The sequence below is a fragment of the Micromonospora sp. NPDC051141 genome, from assembly GCF_044455765.1.
GTDB lineage: Bacteria > Actinomycetota > Actinomycetes > Mycobacteriales > Micromonosporaceae > Micromonospora.
The window spans coordinates 1-15,888 of sequence record NZ_JBITFD010000012.1 but is presented as its reverse complement, the minus strand read 5'-3'; the positions used below and the strand labels follow the sequence as shown (position 1 = coordinate 15,888).

Here is a 15,888-nt window from a genome sequence, read left to right as displayed (position 1 = left end):
CGTGACCGAACGCCACCTCCAACCACTGCTGCACGACCTGGTCGGGGTGGTGCACGCCCCCACGAGCGCGCTCGGCGACGCGGCCGGTCAGCTCCGGCCGCACGGCGTCCAGGGCGTCTTCCACGCCGACTCCCGGGTGCTCTCCCGCGCCGAGCTGCGCCTCGACGACCGGGCGCCGGAGCCGATCGCGAACGGCTCCGCCGGCCCGCACGGCGCCCGCTTCGTCGCCCTGGCCCGCTGGCTCGGCGACCCCACCCCCGACCCGACCGTCCGGGTCGAGCGCACCCGACGGGCCGGCCCGGCCGGGCTCACCGAGGAGATCGTGGTGTCGTCCACCGCCGCCGAGCCGGTCCGCACCACCGTCACCGTGGACCTGGCCTGCGATCTCGCCCCGATCGAGCAGGTCAAGACCGGCCACACCGGCCAGCCGCTGGCGGCCAGTGCCGGCGAGTCGGGCCGGGTGCGGTGGGCCGCCGACGGCCTCACCGTGACCGTGACCGGCGCGGGCGCCACCGTGGACGCCACCGGCGAGCGCGCCGTCGCACCGCGCCTGAGCTGGGCGGTCGCCGTCGACCCGGGTGACTCGGTCACGCTGCGCTGGCGGCTCGCCGTCACCGACCCGCGGGCCGTGGTGACCGCCGCGCCGGCCGGCCCCGGCTGGGCCGAACCCCGGGTCGCCGCCGACGACCGCCGACTGCTCCGGCTGCTCGACCGGTCCCTGGCCGACCTGCACGCGCTGCGCCTGGCCGAGCCGGCCCACCCGGAGGACGTCTTCCTCGGCGCCGGCGTGCCCTGGTTCCTCACCCTGTTCGGCCGGGACAGCCTCTGGGCCGCCCGGATGATGCTGCCGCTCGGCACCGAGCTGGCCGCCGGCACGCTGCGGGTGCTGGCCCGTCGGCAGGGCACCCGGGTCGACCCGGCCACCGGCGAGCAGCCCGGCAAGATCCTGCACGAGCTGCGCCGGCACGAGTTCGCCCCGAACGAGGGGCTGCGGCTGCCGCCCGCGTACTACGGCACCGTCGACGCGACCATGCTCTGGGTCAGCCTGCTGCACGACGCCTGGCGCTGGGGCCTGCCCGCCGACCAGATCGAGCCGCTGCTGCCGCACCTGGAGGCGGCGCTGCGCTGGCTCGGCGTGCACGCCGACGCCGACGGCGACGGCTTCGTCGAGTACATCGACACCACCGGTCACGGCCTGGCCAACCAGGGCTGGAAGGACTCCGGCGACGCGGTGCGCTTCCGCGACGGCCGGCTGGCCGCGCCGCCGATCGTGCTGGCCGAGGTGCAGGGGTACGCGTACCGGGCGGCCACCGACGGGGCGGACCTGCTGGACGCGTTCGGTCGTCCGGACGCCGACCGCTGGCGCGGCTACGCCGACCGGCTCGCCGGCCGGTTCCGGTCCACGTTCTGGGTGGACGGCCGCCACGGCCCGCAACCCGCGCTGGCCCTGGACCGGGACAAGCGCCCGGTTGACGCGCTGACCAGCAACATCGGCCACCTGCTCGGCACCGGGCTGCTGTCGGACGCCGAATCGGCCCAGGTGGCGGCGCTGCTCTCCACCGAGGCGATGGCCGGCGGCTTCGGGCTGCGCACCATGTCCACCGACGACGCCGGGTTCAGCCCACTGTCGTACCACTGCGGTTCGATCTGGGCGCACGACACCGCGATCGTGCTCGCGGGGCTGGCCCGCGACGGGCACCGGGACGCGGCGCTACGCCTGGCCGACGGCCTGCTCGCCGCCGCCGAGGCGTTCGACTACCGCCTGCCCGAGCTGTACGGCGGCGACGACCGGGCGGCGCTCGGCCGGCCCGTGCCCTACCCGGCGGCGTGCCGCCCGCAGGCCTGGTCGGCGGCGTCGGCCGTGCTGCTGCTCCAGGCCGGTCTCGGCGTCTACCCCGACGTGCCGAACGGCCGGGTCGACCTGCGCCCGCTGGCCGGCCCGGAGCTGGGCGCGCTCACCGCGACCAACCTGCGCATCGCCGGCACCCCGGTGACGGCCACCGTCACCCACACCGGCCACCCCACCCTGACAAACCTGCCCCCCACCCTGCACCCCGCCCACATCCCCACCCCCCGCACCCCGTCCCCCACCCTCTCCCCCGCCGCCCCCAGGCGTTGATCATGTAGTTGGCGGCATTCTCGATCCAGACCGCCGCCTACTTCGTCGTTGATCAAGGAGTTTGCGTCGGGCTGGGCGTCGGCCCACGACGCAAACTCCTTGATCAACGACGGGTTCGGCAGGAACTCGGTGAGCAGGACGGCGCGTTGGGCGGGTGGAAAGGATCAGGCGGGGTGGAGTTCGGCCACCAGTTCGTCGTCCTCCACGGCGCCGGTGGGGTGGAAGCCCAGGGAGGTGTAGAGGGCGGCGGCCACGGTGTTGTCCGGGTGGTAGCTCAGTCGGATCGGCCGGCCCGCCTCGGCCAGCCAACCGGCCAGCGTGCGTACGGTGGCGCGGCCCAGCCCCCGGCCCTGCTCGGCGGCGTCGATGACCATGCCGCCGATCCAGCGGGAGCCGTCGTCGTCCACGCCCCACATCACGTGCCCCACCACTGTGTCGTCGGCGTAGACGGCGAGCGAGTTCCAGACGTCCGAGTGCGTGGAGAGCAGCAGGTAGCGGGCGGCCAGCGCGGCGACGAAGGCACGCTGGTCGTCGCGCGGGGCCACGTCGGCCACCGGCCGCCAGTTGTCGTCGTCCACCGGCCGCAGGGTCACCCGGCGGTCGAGGCGGTCACGCTCTCCAGAGTCGATCATGGTGGCCAGCCTAGGGCTCGGCTCCGCCCACCGACCATCGATTTCGCCGAGGTCACGGCGGTCCGGTCGGTCCGCCGGCACCCCACCGCCTCGGAAGGCGTTAGGAGGGGCCCCCTGTTATGCGGAATGCGTTAACCGGGGGCCCCTCCTTCACGTCAGTCGGCGGCGGCGCGGGCGACGCGGTCGAGGTACGGACGCGGGTCGCCGGCGCCGAGGTCGGTGACCCCGGCGCTGTGCAGGGCGCCGATCGCCAGGGTCCGACGCACGGCGGCGAAGGTGATCACGTGGCCGATGGTGCCGCCCAACGTGTGCGTGGTCGGGGGCGTACAGGTGGTGTCGACGAACGTGTCCGCCAGGGTGCCGTCGGCAAGCGTCCGGGCCACGAAGGCCCGCCAGTCGCGGCCGGCGACCGCGTGCCGGGCGGCCAGGCCGGTCATCGACCGGTCGCTCTCGTCGGGCCACTCCCCGCCGCGCAGCGCCGAGAGCCAGTGCTCCTCCTGCGTGACCATGGCGTTGACCAGCGAGCGGAGCGTCGGCTGCTCGTCGATGGTCTCCACGGACACGGTGACGGGCCGGTCGAGGACCTGGTCGTCGAGACCGGCGGCGCGGTCGATGATCGCGGTGAGCGTCTGGACGTGGTGGTCGACCAGATGTTGGAGCACGTTCATCGGGGTCTCCTGACGTGCGGCCGGCAGCCGCAGGCCACCGGGCGGTTGGAAGTGGACGCCGCTGGGGCAGGGCAGCTCCAGCTCGCGGAAGGTCAGCGGCCGGCGCCGCCGGACCGCGGTCGGGGCGAAGCCGTACGACCGACGGAAGGCGCGGGTGAACGCCTCGTGCGACCCGTACCCGGCCTCGACCGCGATGTCGAGGACGGTCCGGTCGCTGGTGACGAGCCGGTGGGCCGCCCGTTCCAGGAGCAGTCGCCGGCGCAGCACGCCCGGCGGTTCGCCGGTGGCCGCGGTGACCAGCCGGTCGAAGTGGAACCGGGACAGGTGGGCCCGCGCGGCCAGGTCGACGGGGGCGACCTCCGGATCGTCGAGCGCGACCTGGAGCACGTCGAGGAGGCCGGTGAGTCCGTCCGTCGAGGTCATGCGCCCAGCCTGCACCCGCCGACGACCGCGCCGCTTGATCGCCGTTGCGCAGCCGCACACCGGCACACCGGCACGCCGCAGGGCACACCGGCACAGCCGCACGTCGGACTGCACGCGCGCACGTCGTAGGCCGCACAACCGCACACCGCAGGGGCCGCACACCGGCACGCCTTCGGACGGTGGGGCAGCCGACGGGACCGGCCGGCGCGACGAGGAATCAGTCGAGCAGGGCGTCCAGGCCGACGGTCAGGCCCGGCCGGCGACCCACCTCGCGCACCGCCAGCAGCACGCCGGGCATGAACGAGGCCCGGTCGTACGAGTCGTGCCGGATGGTGAGCGTCTCACCGGTGGTGCCGAACAGCACCTCCTGGTGGGCGACCAGGCCGGTGGCGCGCACCGCGTGCACGCGTACCCCGTCGATGTCGGCGCCCCGGGCGCCGGCCACCTCGTCGCGGGTGGCGTCCGGCGCGGGACCGAGACCGGCCTCGGCCCGGGCCGCCGCGATCAGCCGCGCGGTGTGGGTGGCGGTGCCGCTCGGCGCGTCCAGTTTGCGCGGGTGGTGCTGCTCCACGATCTCGACCGACTCGAAGTGCCGGGCGGCGCGCGCCGCGAACTGCATCATCAGCACCGCGCCGATGCCGAAGTTGGGCGCGATCACCACGCCCACCGAGGGCCGGTCGGCCAGCCACTCCCGCACCTGGGCGAGTCGCTGCCCGGTGAAGCCGGTGGTGCCCACCACCGCGTGGACGCCGCGTTCGACGCACCAGCGGAGGTTCTCCATGACCGCGTCGGGGGTGGTGAAGTCGACGACGACGCCGGCCCCGGCGTCGGCCACCGCGGCGAGGTCGTCGCCCTGGTCGACGGCGGCCACCAGCTCCAGGTCGGCGGCGGCGTCGACCGCCTTGCAGACCTCCAGGCCCATCCGGCCCCGGGCACCCAGCACACCGACCCGCGCCGCCTCGGCCGGGCCCTTCTCCCGCACGTCAGTCACGGGGCACAACCTATCCCAATCGGGACGCGCCCCACCCGCCGGACCGGTCAGCTGTCGACCGGGAACGCGCCGGAGTCGAACGGGCCCACCACGGCCAGCGACATCGGCCGGCCGAGCAGCTCGGCGGCGAGGTCGTTCACGTCCGCCAGCGTCACCGCGTCCACCCGGGCCAACAGTTCGTCCACCGGCATCAGGTTGCCGTAGAGCAGCTCGCCCTTGGCCAGACGGCTCATCCGGGAGCCGGTGTCCTCCAGTCCGAGCACGAACGAGCCCTTGCTCATCCCCTTGCCCCGGACCAGCTCGGCCTCGGTGACCCCCTCGGCGGCCACCCGGGCCAGCTCGGCGCGGGTCAGGGCCAGCACCTCGTCCACCTTGCCGGGCGCGCAGCCGGCGTAGACGGCGAACACGCCGCTGTCGGCGTACTGGCTGGCGTAGGAGTAGACCGAGTACGCGAGGCCGCGCTGCTCCCGGATCTCCTGGAACAGCCGGCTGGACATGCCGCCGCCGAGCACGTTGTTGAGCACGCCCAGCGCGAAGCGCCGCTCGTCGGTGCGGTCGATGGCGGGGCAGCCGAGCAGCACGTGCGCCTGCTCGGTCTCCTTCGGCTCGACGAGGGTGGTGGCCGGCTTCACGCGTACCGCCGGGGTGGTCGCGCGGTGCGGCGCCGGCGCGGCCGGGTCGGTGTCCAGCGGGGTGCCCCGCAGCGCCTGCCGGACCAGCTTGACCACGGCGGCGTGGTCGAGGTTGCCGGCGGCGGCGATGACGATCTGCGGCGCGGTGTACCGGCTGCGGTAGAAGTTCTGGATCTGCCGCCGGGTCATCGGCGTGACCGTCTCCTCGGTGCCGGAGATGAGCCGGCCGAGCGGGTGGTCGCCGTAGACGGCGCGGGCGAACAGGTCGTGCACCTCGTCGCCGGGCTCGTCGTCGTGCATGGCGATCTCTTCGAGGATGACGCCGCGTTCGGTCTCCACGTCGGCGGCGGCCAGCACCGAGTCGGCGACCGCGTCGCACATCACGTCGATGGCCAGCGGCAGGTCCTCGTCCAGCACCCGCGCGTAGTAGCAGGTGTATTCCTTCGTGGTGAACGCGTTGGTCTCGCCGCCCACCGCCTCGATCTCGGACGAGATCTCCAACGCGCTGCGCTTCTTGGTGCCCTTGAAGAGCAGGTGTTCCAGGAAGTGCGCGGCGCCGGCCTGCGACCCGGTCTCGTCCCGGGAGCCGACCGCCACCCAGATGCCGAACGAGACGCTGCGCATCGCCGGGATCGCCTCGGTGAGCACCCGCAGGCCGCTGGGGAGCACGGTGCGCCGGACGGTGCCGCCGAGCGGGTCGTCGCTGAGGGTGCGGGTGACCGCCCGTGCCGCCGGGGTGGACGAACTCACGACAGACCTGCTCTCCGTGCCACGAGGGGTGGGGGTGGGACGAACGACGGCTCCAGCCCGCCGTGCGACCTGGAGCCGTGGGCCGGCCCGGGCGACGTGGACGTCACCCGGGCCGGTCGGTCGATCAGCTGTGCCGGGTGCGGCGACGCGGGCGGTCGCCGCCCTCACCGCCACCCTCCGAGCGACGCTCGCCACCGCGGTCGCCGCCCCGGTCGCCGCGGTCGCGCGGGCCACGGTCGCCACCGCGGTCCCGGCCGGCCGGACGCTCGCCACCGGCGGCCTCGCCGGCGGCCGGCGCCTCCGCGCCCTCCGGACGGATCTTGTCCAGGTAGATCTTGCCGCGGGCGTCGATGTCGGCGATCTCGACCTCGACCTTGTCGCCGACGTTGAGGAAGTCCTCCACCTTGTCGACGCGCTTGCCGTCGCCCACCTTGGAGATGTGCAGCAGGCCGTCGCGGCCCGGCAGGAGCGAGATGAACGCGCCGAACGCGGCCGTCTTCACCACGGTGCCGAGGAACCGCTCCCCCACCTTCGGCAGGGTCGGGTTGGCGATGCCGTTGATCCGGTCCACCGCGGCCTGGGCCGACGGGCCGTTGGTCGCGCCGACGTAGATCGTGCCGTCGTCCTCGATGGAGATCTCGGCGCCGGTCTCGTCCTGGATCGCGTTGATGGTCTGGCCCTTCGGGCCGATCACCATGCCGATCTTGTCGACCGGGATCTTGACGGTGGTGACCCGCGGCGCGTAGTCGGACATCTCGGCCGGCGTCTCGATGGCCCGCTGCATCACGTCGAGAATGGTCTGCCGGGCCTCGTGCGCCTGCTGGAGCGCGGCGGCCAGCACGTCCGACGGGATGCCGTCGAGCTTGGTGTCGAGCTGGAGCGCGGTGACGAAGTCACGCGTGCCGGCGACCTTGAAGTCCATGTCGCCGAACGCGTCCTCGGCGCCGAGGATGTCGGTCAGCGTCACGTACTGGGTCTTGCCGTCGACCTCGTCGGAGATGAGGCCCATGGCGATGCCGGCGACCGGGGCCTTCAGCGGCACACCGGCCGAGAGCAGGCCCAGCGTCGAGGCGCAGACCGAACCCATCGAGGTGGAGCCGTTGGAGCCGAGCGCCTCGGAGACCTGCCGGATGGCGTACGGGAACTCCTCGCGCGACGGCAGCACCGGGATCAGCGCCCGCTCGGCCAGCGCGCCGTGGCCGATCTCGCGCCGCTTCGGCGAGCCGACCCGGCCGGTCTCCCCGGTGGAGTACGGCGGGAAGTTGTAGTTGTGCATGTAGCGCTTGCGGTTCTCCGGGGACAGCGTGTCCACCATCTGCTCCATGCGGAGCATGTTCAGCGTGGTGACGCCCAGGATCTGGGTCTCGCCGCGCTCGAACAGCGCCGAGCCGTGCACCCGCGGCAGCACGCCGACCTCGGCGCTCAGCGGCCGGATGTCGCGCGGGCCGCGGCCGTCGATGCGGACCTGCTCGCGCAGCACCCGGTTGCGGACCTCGGACTTGGTCAGCGAGCGGAACGCGGCGGACAGCTCCTTCTCGCGGCCCTCGAAGCGGCCGGACAGCTCCTCGGCGACCTTGGCCTTGATGCGGTCCAGGGCCTCCTCGCGGTCGGCCTTGCCGGCGATCTTGAGCGCCTCGGTGACGTCGGCGCGGGCCACGTCGGCCACCGCGTCGTACGCGTCGTCCTGGTAGTCCAGGAACACCGGGAACTCGCTGACCGGCTTGGCGGCCACCTCGGCCAGCTCGCTCTGCGCCCGGCACAGCTCGCGGATGGCCGGCTTGGCGGCCTCCAGGCCGCTGGCCACGATCTCCTCGGTCGGCGCGGTGGCGCCGTCGGAGATCAGGGCCACCGCGTTCGGGGTGGCCTCGGCCTCGACCATCATGATCGCGACCTCGCCGTCGGCCAGGGTGCGACCGGCCACGACCATGTCGAAGGTGGCCCGGGCCAGCTCCTCCAGGGTCGGGAAGGCGACCCACTGGCCGTCCACGTGCGCGACCCGGGTCGCCCCGATCGGGCCGGAGAACGGCAGGCCGGAGAGCTTGGTCGACATCGAGGCGGCGTTGATGGCCACCACGTCGTACGGGTGCTGCGGGTCGAGCGCCAGCACGGTCTCGACGACCTGGACCTCGTTGCGCAGGCCCTTGACGAACGAGGGGCGCAGCGGCCGGTCGATCAGCCGGCAGGTGAGGATGGCGTCCTCGCTGGGCCGGCCCTCGCGGCGGAAGAACGAGCCGGGGATGCGGCCCGCGGCGTACATCCGCTCCTCGACGTCGACGGTCAGCGGGAAGAAGTCGAACGACTCGCGTGGCTGCTTGCCGGCGGTGGTGGCGGAGAGGACGACCGTCTCGCCGAGCTGGGCGACGACGGAGCCGGCGGCCTGCCGGGCCAGCCGGCCGGTGGAGAAGGTGATCTCACGGGTGCCGAAGGACCCGTTGTCGATCACGGCGGTGCGGGATTCGGTGCCGAGGTTGGTCTCGGTCATGTGCTGTGGTGCTCCTTCGCGTCGTCGGCCGACGACACGGGAACTGCTCAGGCGGCCGGTCTTCGATCGAAGCGCCCGGGTGGGCCGGCATGATGCCGGGATTCCCGGGGGCCACTACCGGAGACCGGTGCTGACCGGCTCCCTCTCGGGTCGTCGCGCGGCCGGGGTTCTTTCTGGTGGTACCGGAGCGGGGGAGCGGCCGAGTGGCCACTCCCCCGTCACGTCATCGGCGCAGGCCGAGCCGCTCGATGAGCGACCGGTAGCGGTTGATGTCCTTCTTCTGGACGTAGTTGAGCAGCCGACGGCGCCGGCCGACCAGCAGCAGCAGCCCACGGCGGCTGTGGTGGTCGTGCTTGTGCACCTTCAGGTGCTCGGTCAGCTCCGCGATCCGCTTGGTCAGGACCGCGACCTGCACCTCCGGCGAACCGGTGTCGCCCTCGGCGGTCGCGTACTCCTGGCGGATCTTGGCCTTGGCTTCCTGGTCGAGCGCCATGTTCTCCCTGTTTCGTGGGTGGTTCGATGAGGTCTGTCGGAGCGGTCGTGGCGACCGGTGCGACGGACCGGATTCCTCGCGCCCGCGGCGTCGTGCAGGCACGCGAGGCTCCCGTCGGTCAGCCGACGTCTCCGTCAGCCTACCAGCCCCGGACCGGCCCGGCCGGTCAAGGTCTCCCCCCGCGGGTCAGGACACCGTCCGTCGGGTGCGCTCCACGTCCTCGGCGATCTGCGCGACAAGGGGCTCGATCGCGTCGTACGTCCGTTGCTCGCGCAGGTGCGCCACGAAGTCCAGCGCCAGCCGCTCGCCGTACAGGTCACCGGAGAAGTCCAGGGCGTACGCCTCCACCCGGCGCTCCCGGCCGGAGAACGTCGGGTTCGTGCCGATCGACACCGCCGCCACGAGCGGGTCGCCGCCGCGACGCACCAGCCGGGCCGCGTACACCCCGTCGGCGGGCACCGCCGCGTACCGGTGGGTCAGCAGGTTGGCGGTGGGGTAACCCAGCTCACGTCCGCGCTGGTCGCCGCGGACCACCACGCCCTCGATCCGGTGCGGGCGGCCCAGCGCCGCCGCCGCCGCGCGCACGTCACCGGCGTCGACGCAGGAGCGGATGTACGTGGACGAGAAGACGGTGCCCGCCTCGGCGACCAGCGGGGCGCCCTCCACGCCGAAGCCGAACGTGCGGCCCAGCCGCCCCAGCAACGCCACGTCACCGGCCGCCCGGTGCCCGAACCGGAAGTTGTCGCCGACCACGACCAGCGCGGCGTGCAGGTGCTCGGTGAGGATGTCGTGCACGAACGCCTCGGCCGGCAGCCGGGAGAACTCGGCGGTGAACGGCACCACGCAGAGCACGTCCACGCCGAGCGCCTCGATCAGCTCCGCCTTGCGGGCCGGCTCGGTGAGCACCGCCGGGTGCGACCCGGGGCGGACCACCTCGGCCGGGTGCGGGTCGAACGTCACCACCACCGACTTGACACCCAGTTCCCGGGCGCGCGCCACGGCGTGGCCGATGGTGGCCTGGTGCCCCTGGTGCACCCCGTCGAAGACGCCGATGGTGACCACCGAGCGCCCCCAGCCGCCGGGTGCCGCCTCGTACCCACGCCACCGCTGCATGCCGTTCCTCCCCTGTCCGCCCGCGCGCCGTCAGGCCGGGGCCAGCACGATCTCCGCGCGGGCCCGCCCGTCCCGTTCGCTGACGATAGCGATCAGCCCGCCCGTCGGATCGAAGACCGCGTACGGACCGGCGATCCCGGCCGCGGCCAGCGGCCCGCCGTGGGACAGCGTGCGGGTCTCCTCGGCGGTGGCGTCCCGGCGCGGGAAGAACCGCGCGGCGGCGGCGTCCAGCGGCAGGTTCACCACCTCCGGCGCGCGCTGTTCGAGCTGCGCCAGGGTGGCCGCCTCGGCCAGCGCGAAGCCGCCGACCGCGGTCCGACGCAGCGCGGTGAGGTGGCCGCCGACCCCGAGCGCCAGGCCCGCGTCCCGGGCGACGGCCCGGATGTACGTCCCGGACGAGCAGGTCACGTCCACGTCCACGTCCACCACGTCCGGGGTGTCCCGGCGGATGGCCAGCACGTCGAGGCGGGAGACGGTGACCCGGCGGGCGGGCAGGTCCACGCTCTCCCCGTCGCGGACCCGCTTGTACGCCCGCTCACCGTTGATCTTGATGGCGCTCACCGCGCTCGGCACCTGGTCGATCTCGCCGGTCAGCGCCGCCAGCGCGGCCCGGACCGCGTCGTCGGTCACCCCCGCCGTGGCGGTGGTGGCGATCACGTCCCCCTCGGCGTCGTCGGTGACCGTGGCCTGACCGAGCCGGATCGTCGCGGCGTAGCTCTTGCCCGCGCCGATCACGTAGGTGAGCAGCCGGGTGGCCCGCCCCACCCCGATCACGAGCACCCCGGTGGCCATCGGGTCCAGCGTGCCGCCGTGCCCGACCCGGCGGGTCCGGGCCAGCCGCCGGATGCGGGCCACCACGTCGTGCGACGTCATGCCGCCGGGCTTGTCGACCACGATCAGACCGTCTGTGCTCACGCCCGCCAAGCCTGCCAGACGGCGGCGACCGGCCCCGCGGGGGATACCGCCCCGGTCAGCGGGATGCCAAGATCATGCGCCCTCGTCCCCATCGCCGCCGGAAGTCCGATGACCGATCACCGCGCCACCCCCGAGCCCCATGCCGCCGACCCGTTGTCCGCGGATGCCCTGGGGCGGGTTCCCGAGTGGCTCCGCCAGGCCGCCCCGGAGGCCGAGCCCACCCGCCTCGCCCGCTGGCGCATCGGCCTGGCCCGGCACTCGGGCAAGCTGCTCGGCGGCGCGGTCGCGGTGCTGCTGCTGGCCTGCGCCGGGGTGGTCACCACGGTCGGTTACCAGGGCTACCGACGCTGGCAGGCGGCCCCGGTGGCCCATCCGACGATCAGCCCGCCCGGCGGCGAGCAGGCCGTCACCTCGGCGTCGCCGCCACCGGCCGCCGGGCCGTTCGACGGCACCCCGGCCGCCGGCTTCCCGCAGGGCGCGGCCGGGATCACGCTGCCCCGGGCCAAGCGGACCGGCCCGTTCACCGAGAAGCAGGTGGCCGACACGCTGGCCAAGGTGCGCAGGGCGCTGGTGACCGCCCGGCTGGACCGCGCGTTCTTCACCGCGAAGGACCCGGAGCGGCTGGTCCGCCAGTTCGCGCCGGACGCCCGGGCCGACCTGCGCCGCGACGTGCCCTCCGGCGAGGTGGGCAGCTACGCCACCCGGCTGACCCCCGGGGCCCGGCTCACCGCCGACCAACCCCGGGTCAAGGGCCGGATCAGCTACCGGGCCACCAAGGATCCGCACGGCATCCGGATTTTGGCGGTCACCACGAACTTCGTCTGGGCGTACGCGTTCCCCACCGCGAGCACCGAGCCGGGCGACGGGGTCGTGGTGGTGCACGACACCGTGGTGTGGAGCGTGCCCCACCCGGACGACGTGCGCCGCGGCTCGCTCGGGCTCTGGATCGAGAAGTCCGACTCGTACGCCTCCAACATCGACTGCGCGGCCTGGGACAAGGGCCTGCTCGCGCTCGGCAAGCCCTCGTTCGGCGGTCCCGTCGACCCGGATCCGGACGCGGTCTTCGACCCGGACAAGACCCTCGACCTCCCGGACACCTGCTGATGTCGGCCCGGCCGGCGCCCGCCCGCCTCGCGGCGGTCAGCGGACCGCGCCGACCACCGCCCAGGCGCCGGAACGCAGTCGCAACAGCAGCGCGATCAGCCGGAGCACCACGAACAGCGTCAGGCCGGCCCAGATCCCGCCCAGCCCGAGGTCGAGGCCGTAGGCCAGCCAGATCGCCGGCAGGAACCCGCCCAGCGCGGCCACGATGGTGAGGTTGCGCAGGTAGCGCACGTCGCCGGCGCCGATCAGCACCCCGTCGAGCGCGAACACCACGCCACCGATCGGCTGGAGCGCGACCAGCCACGGCCAGGCCACCATGGCCTGCTCGCGTACCTGCGGATCGGAGCTGAACAACGACGGCACGCCGCCGGCGCCGGCGGCGATGAGCACCGCGAACGCCACGCCGCACACGCCGCCGAGCAGGGCGACGCGGCGGGCGAGGAACCGCGCGCCGGCCGCGTCGCCGGCCCCGAGCGCGGCGCCGACCAGGGCCTGCGCGGCGATCGCCAGGGCGTCCAGCACCAGGGCGGTGAAGAACCACAGTTGTACGGCGATCTGGTGCGCGCCGACCGCGGCGGCGCCGAAGCGGGCCGCGACCGCGGTCGCCGACAGGAAACTCGCCTGGAAGGCGACGCCCCGGACCAGCAGGTCGCGGCTGAGCACCAACTGCTGCCCGATGGTGCGGGGCCGGGGCCGCAGGGAGACCCGCTCGCGCACCAGCGCCGCCGCGAAGAGCGCGCCGGAGAGCGTCTGCGCCACCGCGTTCGCCACCGCGGAGCCGACCAGGCCGAGCCCGGCCGGGTAGACCAGCAGCGGGCAGAGCAGCGCGGAGAGCAGGTTGGGGGCGAGCACGAACAGCAGCGGCCGGCGGGTGTCCTGGATGCCGCGCAGCCAGCCGTTGCCGGCGGCGGCGAGCAGCAGGCCGGGAGCGCCGAGCGCCGCGACCCGCAGCCAGCCGGCGGCGGCGTCGGCCACCTCGCCGGGACCGCCCACGAGGGTACGCGCCAGCGCGCCCCCGCCGATGCCGATGGCGACCGCCACCAGCACGCCGGCGGTCAGCGCGAGCCAGGACGCCTGGACGCCCTCGGCCACCGCGGCGGCCCGGTCCCCCGCACCGAAGCGGCGGGCCGACCGCCCCGTGGTGCCGTACGCGACGACGGTGCCGATCCAGGCGGTGAGCGTCATGACCGTGCCGCCGACGGCGAGCGCGGCGAGCGGCACCCGCCCGAGATGGCCGACCACCGCGGTGTCGACGAGCACGTAGAGCGGCTCGGCGGCCAGCACCACCAGCGCGGGCAGGGCGAGCGCGGCGATCCGCCGGGGCGTGGCGGCGGTGGCGGGGGCGGCGGTCGTGCTCATCGCCGCCGATCCTGGCACGCGGTCGGTAAGGTACGCAACCCGCTAGGACCGCTTACTCATCCCGGCCAGGAAGCGGGCCACGTCCCGCCGGCCGCGCAGCCGACGCACCGGCAGGTTCGGGGCGTACGCGGCGACGGCCGCGAACACCCGGGGGCGGGAACGACGCGGGTAGCGCCAGACGTAGCGCAGGAGGTCGAGGTCGACGCGCTCCGGGCAGCCCTCGGGCAGGTCGGGTCGGGGCTCAGCGCGGTGGGCCCAGCGGCGACGCGCCACCCGGGCGAGGCACCGCAGCCGGTGCGGGTCGCAGAGCACCAGCAGGTCGGCGCGGGGCAGTCGGAGGTCGAGGGTGCTGGCGTAGTTGCCGTCCATCACCCAGGCCGGGCGGGCGGCGAGCGCGGCCACCTCGGCGCGGAACCGGTCGCCGTCGAGGCGACCCAGCCGGGCCGCCAGTAGTGGCGGTCGAGGTGGATCAGCGGGAGGTCGAGTCGCCGGGCCAGTTCACCGGCGACGGTGCTCTTGCCGGCGCCCGAGCTGCCGACGACGAGGATGCGGCGCACCGGGTGACGGTAGACGTCGTCGCCCCCCGCGCGACGCCCCCACGCGCGACGGCGACCGGAGAGCGCGGGCTCCGGTGGTTACCGGGCGCGACGGCCGGTGAGCGCGGGCTCCGGTGGCTACCGGGCGCGGCGACCGGTGGGCGCGGGCTCCGGACCGGTGCTTGCCGGACCCGGCGGACCGGTAGGCGTGAGCTGCGGACCGGCGCTGCGGGTGTGCGGCGACCGGTGCGGCGGTGACGCTGGCGGTGGGGCCGGTCACGGCGTCGCGGGGCCCCAGCCGGCCGGCGTCACCGCCGGGCGGCCTGCGTCACTGACGGGTGTCCATCGAGGTCTGCAACGCGCGACGCATCTGCTCGCGCGCCTCGTCGTTGGTGGTCTCGGTCTGCGGCTTGCGCTTGCTCGGCATGGCATGTCCTTCCAGGGTGCGGACCACCGAGGCACGGCGGCCCTGCGGGCGCCCGACGCCCCGTCGTCGACGACGCGACGACCGTCGCGCCGCGACCGGAGTCGTCGGCCTGCTGCGCGCCGGGCAGCGGTCCGGGATCACCGGAGCGGCTCGCCTGGCAGCGTGAGCCCGGGTCGGTCTGACCCTGGAGGGAGGTAGCGCCGGGTGCGGCACCGCCCCCCGTGACCAGCGCCGCGAAGCGCTGGTTCCGCACCCAAATTAACGTTCACTTTCCAGATAGTGCCCACTGTTCCCGCGATGCGGACAGGCAACCCCGTTTCCGGCAATGTCTCAGCGGGCCAGAAAGTGCCAGCCCAGCCACCACCAGAAGCCGAACAGACCGATCCGGCCCACCGGCACCGGCCCGACCTCGTACCGCATGACGAAGGCGCAGACGTCGGCCAGGGACGGGACCCGGGAGCCCTCCCGGCGGGCCGCCCACTCGACGACCGCGAACAGCAGCACGGCGGTCAGGAAGCCGCCGATGGCCAACGCGCGCATCATCGGCGGACCAGTCCCCAGAACGCGGCCAGCCAGGCGAACCAGGCCGCCGAGCGGGCGAGGTGGTCCTCGAGCAGCGGATCGGCCAGCCGGGAGAAGGTGGGAAAGTCGTCGCCCACGGACAGCACGAACGTCGCCCCCTCGAAGACCCCGAAGACGGTGACCGGCAGCAGCCACCACAGCGCGGCCGGCGGCAGCCGGCGCGGCGCCGGGCGTCGGGGCACCCGGTTGCTCAGACCGACCCAGATCAACCCCCCGCCGGTGCCGAGAATGTAGAGGTTCGCCACCGTCGAGAACGACGGAAGTTGGCCACCGACCAGGGAGAGGCAGATCAACACCGGTACGGAGACGACCGGTCGGTCCCAGACCCGGGGCGCCTCGACGGTGAGCTCACGGGGGTGATCCATCATCCGATTGTCCCCAGCGTGACGTAGCGCGGAAAGGGCGGCGCGCCTCGTGTTGCGGGGAAACACCGAAGGCCGGCACCCTCGGCGGGGTGCCGGCCTTCACGCTCGGTCTTACTTGGTCCAGTGCTGGTTGACGAGGTCGGTGGCCTGCTTCTCCCACTGCGCGTACGCGTCCGGGTAGGCCGACACCTGCACCGTCTGTGCGGCCTTGGTCAGCGGCATGTCCTGCCAGCCGTCGACCTGCTTCAACCCCTTCAGGAACGCAAGCGTCGAGTACTCCGGATCGGTGATCTGCTC

Annotated in this window: 15 protein-coding genes and 1 pseudogene; 2 read left to right on the top strand and 14 right to left on the bottom strand. The window is 74.2% G+C overall.

All coding sequences use genetic code 11. The features are described 5' to 3' along the window. Position 1 precedes the first annotated feature (1 nt). Positions 2 to 2,119 (top strand): glycogen debranching N-terminal domain-containing protein, encoded by a 2,118-nt coding sequence (locus ACIA6B_RS22265; protein ID WP_396775932.1) that lies wholly within the window; start codon positions 2 to 4, stop codon positions 2,117 to 2,119. 164 nt (positions 2,120 to 2,283) lie between these two features. Here ACIA6B_RS22265 and ACIA6B_RS22260 read toward each other — a convergent pair whose 3' ends face one another. The 8 genes from ACIA6B_RS22260 to truB form a co-directional block, all read right to left on the bottom strand. After that, on the bottom strand, positions 2,284 to 2,751 hold the full coding sequence (locus ACIA6B_RS22260; RefSeq protein ID WP_396775930.1) for a GNAT family N-acetyltransferase: 468 nt from the start codon (positions 2,749 to 2,751) through the stop codon (positions 2,284 to 2,286). Positions 2,752 to 2,906: 155 nt separating this feature from the next. Then, on the bottom strand, positions 2,907 to 3,842 hold the full coding sequence (locus ACIA6B_RS22255; RefSeq protein WP_396775928.1) for a helix-turn-helix domain-containing protein: 936 nt from the start codon (positions 3,840 to 3,842) through the stop codon (positions 2,907 to 2,909). 217 nt (positions 3,843 to 4,059) lie between these two features. Next, complete coding sequence (dapB, locus tag ACIA6B_RS22250; RefSeq protein WP_396775927.1) at positions 4,060 to 4,833, bottom strand: 4-hydroxy-tetrahydrodipicolinate reductase; 774 nt, start codon at positions 4,831 to 4,833, stop codon at positions 4,060 to 4,062. A gap of 47 nt (positions 4,834 to 4,880) precedes the next feature. Further along, on the bottom strand, positions 4,881 to 6,215 hold the full coding sequence (locus ACIA6B_RS22245) for a M16 family metallopeptidase (protein ID WP_396775925.1): 1,335 nt from the start codon (positions 6,213 to 6,215) through the stop codon (positions 4,881 to 4,883). Positions 6,216 to 6,339: 124 nt separating this feature from the next. Beyond that, positions 6,340 to 8,697 carry a polyribonucleotide nucleotidyltransferase gene (locus ACIA6B_RS22240; protein WP_396775923.1) on the bottom strand — a complete coding sequence of 786 codons (2,358 nt, stop codon included), beginning with the start codon at positions 8,695 to 8,697 and terminating at the stop codon, positions 6,340 to 6,342. 223 nt (positions 8,698 to 8,920) lie between these two features. Then, positions 8,921 to 9,190: a 30S ribosomal protein S15 gene (gene rpsO, locus ACIA6B_RS22235; RefSeq protein WP_013284678.1), complete on the bottom strand. Its 270-nt coding sequence runs from the start codon at positions 9,188 to 9,190 to the stop codon at positions 8,921 to 8,923. 186 nt (positions 9,191 to 9,376) lie between these two features. Continuing rightward, complete coding sequence (locus ACIA6B_RS22230) at positions 9,377 to 10,303, bottom strand: bifunctional riboflavin kinase/FAD synthetase (RefSeq protein ID WP_396775921.1); 927 nt, start codon at positions 10,301 to 10,303, stop codon at positions 9,377 to 9,379. A gap of 30 nt (positions 10,304 to 10,333) precedes the next feature. After that, the gene (gene truB / locus ACIA6B_RS22225) at positions 10,334 to 11,218 is read right to left on the bottom strand and encodes a tRNA pseudouridine(55) synthase TruB (RefSeq protein WP_396775919.1); all 885 of its coding nucleotides are present in this window, start codon (positions 11,216 to 11,218) and stop codon (positions 10,334 to 10,336) included. A gap of 108 nt (positions 11,219 to 11,326) precedes the next feature. Here truB and ACIA6B_RS22220 point away from each other — a divergent pair, with 108 nt between their 5' ends. Continuing rightward, a complete protein-coding gene (locus ACIA6B_RS22220; protein ID WP_396775918.1) occupies positions 11,327 to 12,322 on the top strand; it encodes a hypothetical protein in 996 nt (331 codons plus the stop codon). Between the two features lie 36 nt (positions 12,323 to 12,358). Here the strand turns inward: ACIA6B_RS22220 and ACIA6B_RS22215 are convergent, their stop codons facing one another. The 6 genes and pseudogenes from ACIA6B_RS22215 to ACIA6B_RS22190 all read right to left on the bottom strand — a co-directional run. Next, on the bottom strand, positions 12,359 to 13,681 hold the full coding sequence (locus ACIA6B_RS22215; RefSeq protein WP_396775916.1) for an MATE family efflux transporter: 1,323 nt from the start codon (positions 13,679 to 13,681) through the stop codon (positions 12,359 to 12,361). A gap of 42 nt (positions 13,682 to 13,723) precedes the next feature. Beyond that, positions 13,724 to 14,083, bottom strand: a complete 360-nt coding sequence (locus ACIA6B_RS22210; protein WP_396775914.1) for an adenylate kinase — start codon at positions 14,081 to 14,083, stop codon at positions 13,724 to 13,726. After that, the gene (locus ACIA6B_RS22205; RefSeq protein WP_396775912.1) at positions 14,050 to 14,238 is read right to left on the bottom strand and encodes a hypothetical protein; all 189 of its coding nucleotides are present in this window, start codon (positions 14,236 to 14,238) and stop codon (positions 14,050 to 14,052) included. The genes ACIA6B_RS22210 and ACIA6B_RS22205 overlap by 34 nt, the downstream gene beginning before the upstream one ends. Positions 14,239 to 14,974: 736 nt before the next feature. Then, a complete protein-coding gene (locus ACIA6B_RS22200; protein ID WP_281936265.1) occupies positions 14,975 to 15,184 on the bottom strand; it encodes a DUF6186 family protein in 210 nt (69 codons plus the stop codon). Further along, positions 15,184 to 15,591, bottom strand: coding sequence for a hypothetical protein (locus ACIA6B_RS22195; protein ID WP_396775910.1), 408 nt, complete (start codon positions 15,589 to 15,591; stop codon positions 15,184 to 15,186). Before ACIA6B_RS22195 ends, ACIA6B_RS22200 begins: the two co-directional genes overlap by 1 nt. A gap of 111 nt (positions 15,592 to 15,702) precedes the next feature. Next, positions 15,703 to 15,888, bottom strand: a pseudogene (locus ACIA6B_RS22190) (hypothetical protein); the annotation flags it as partial.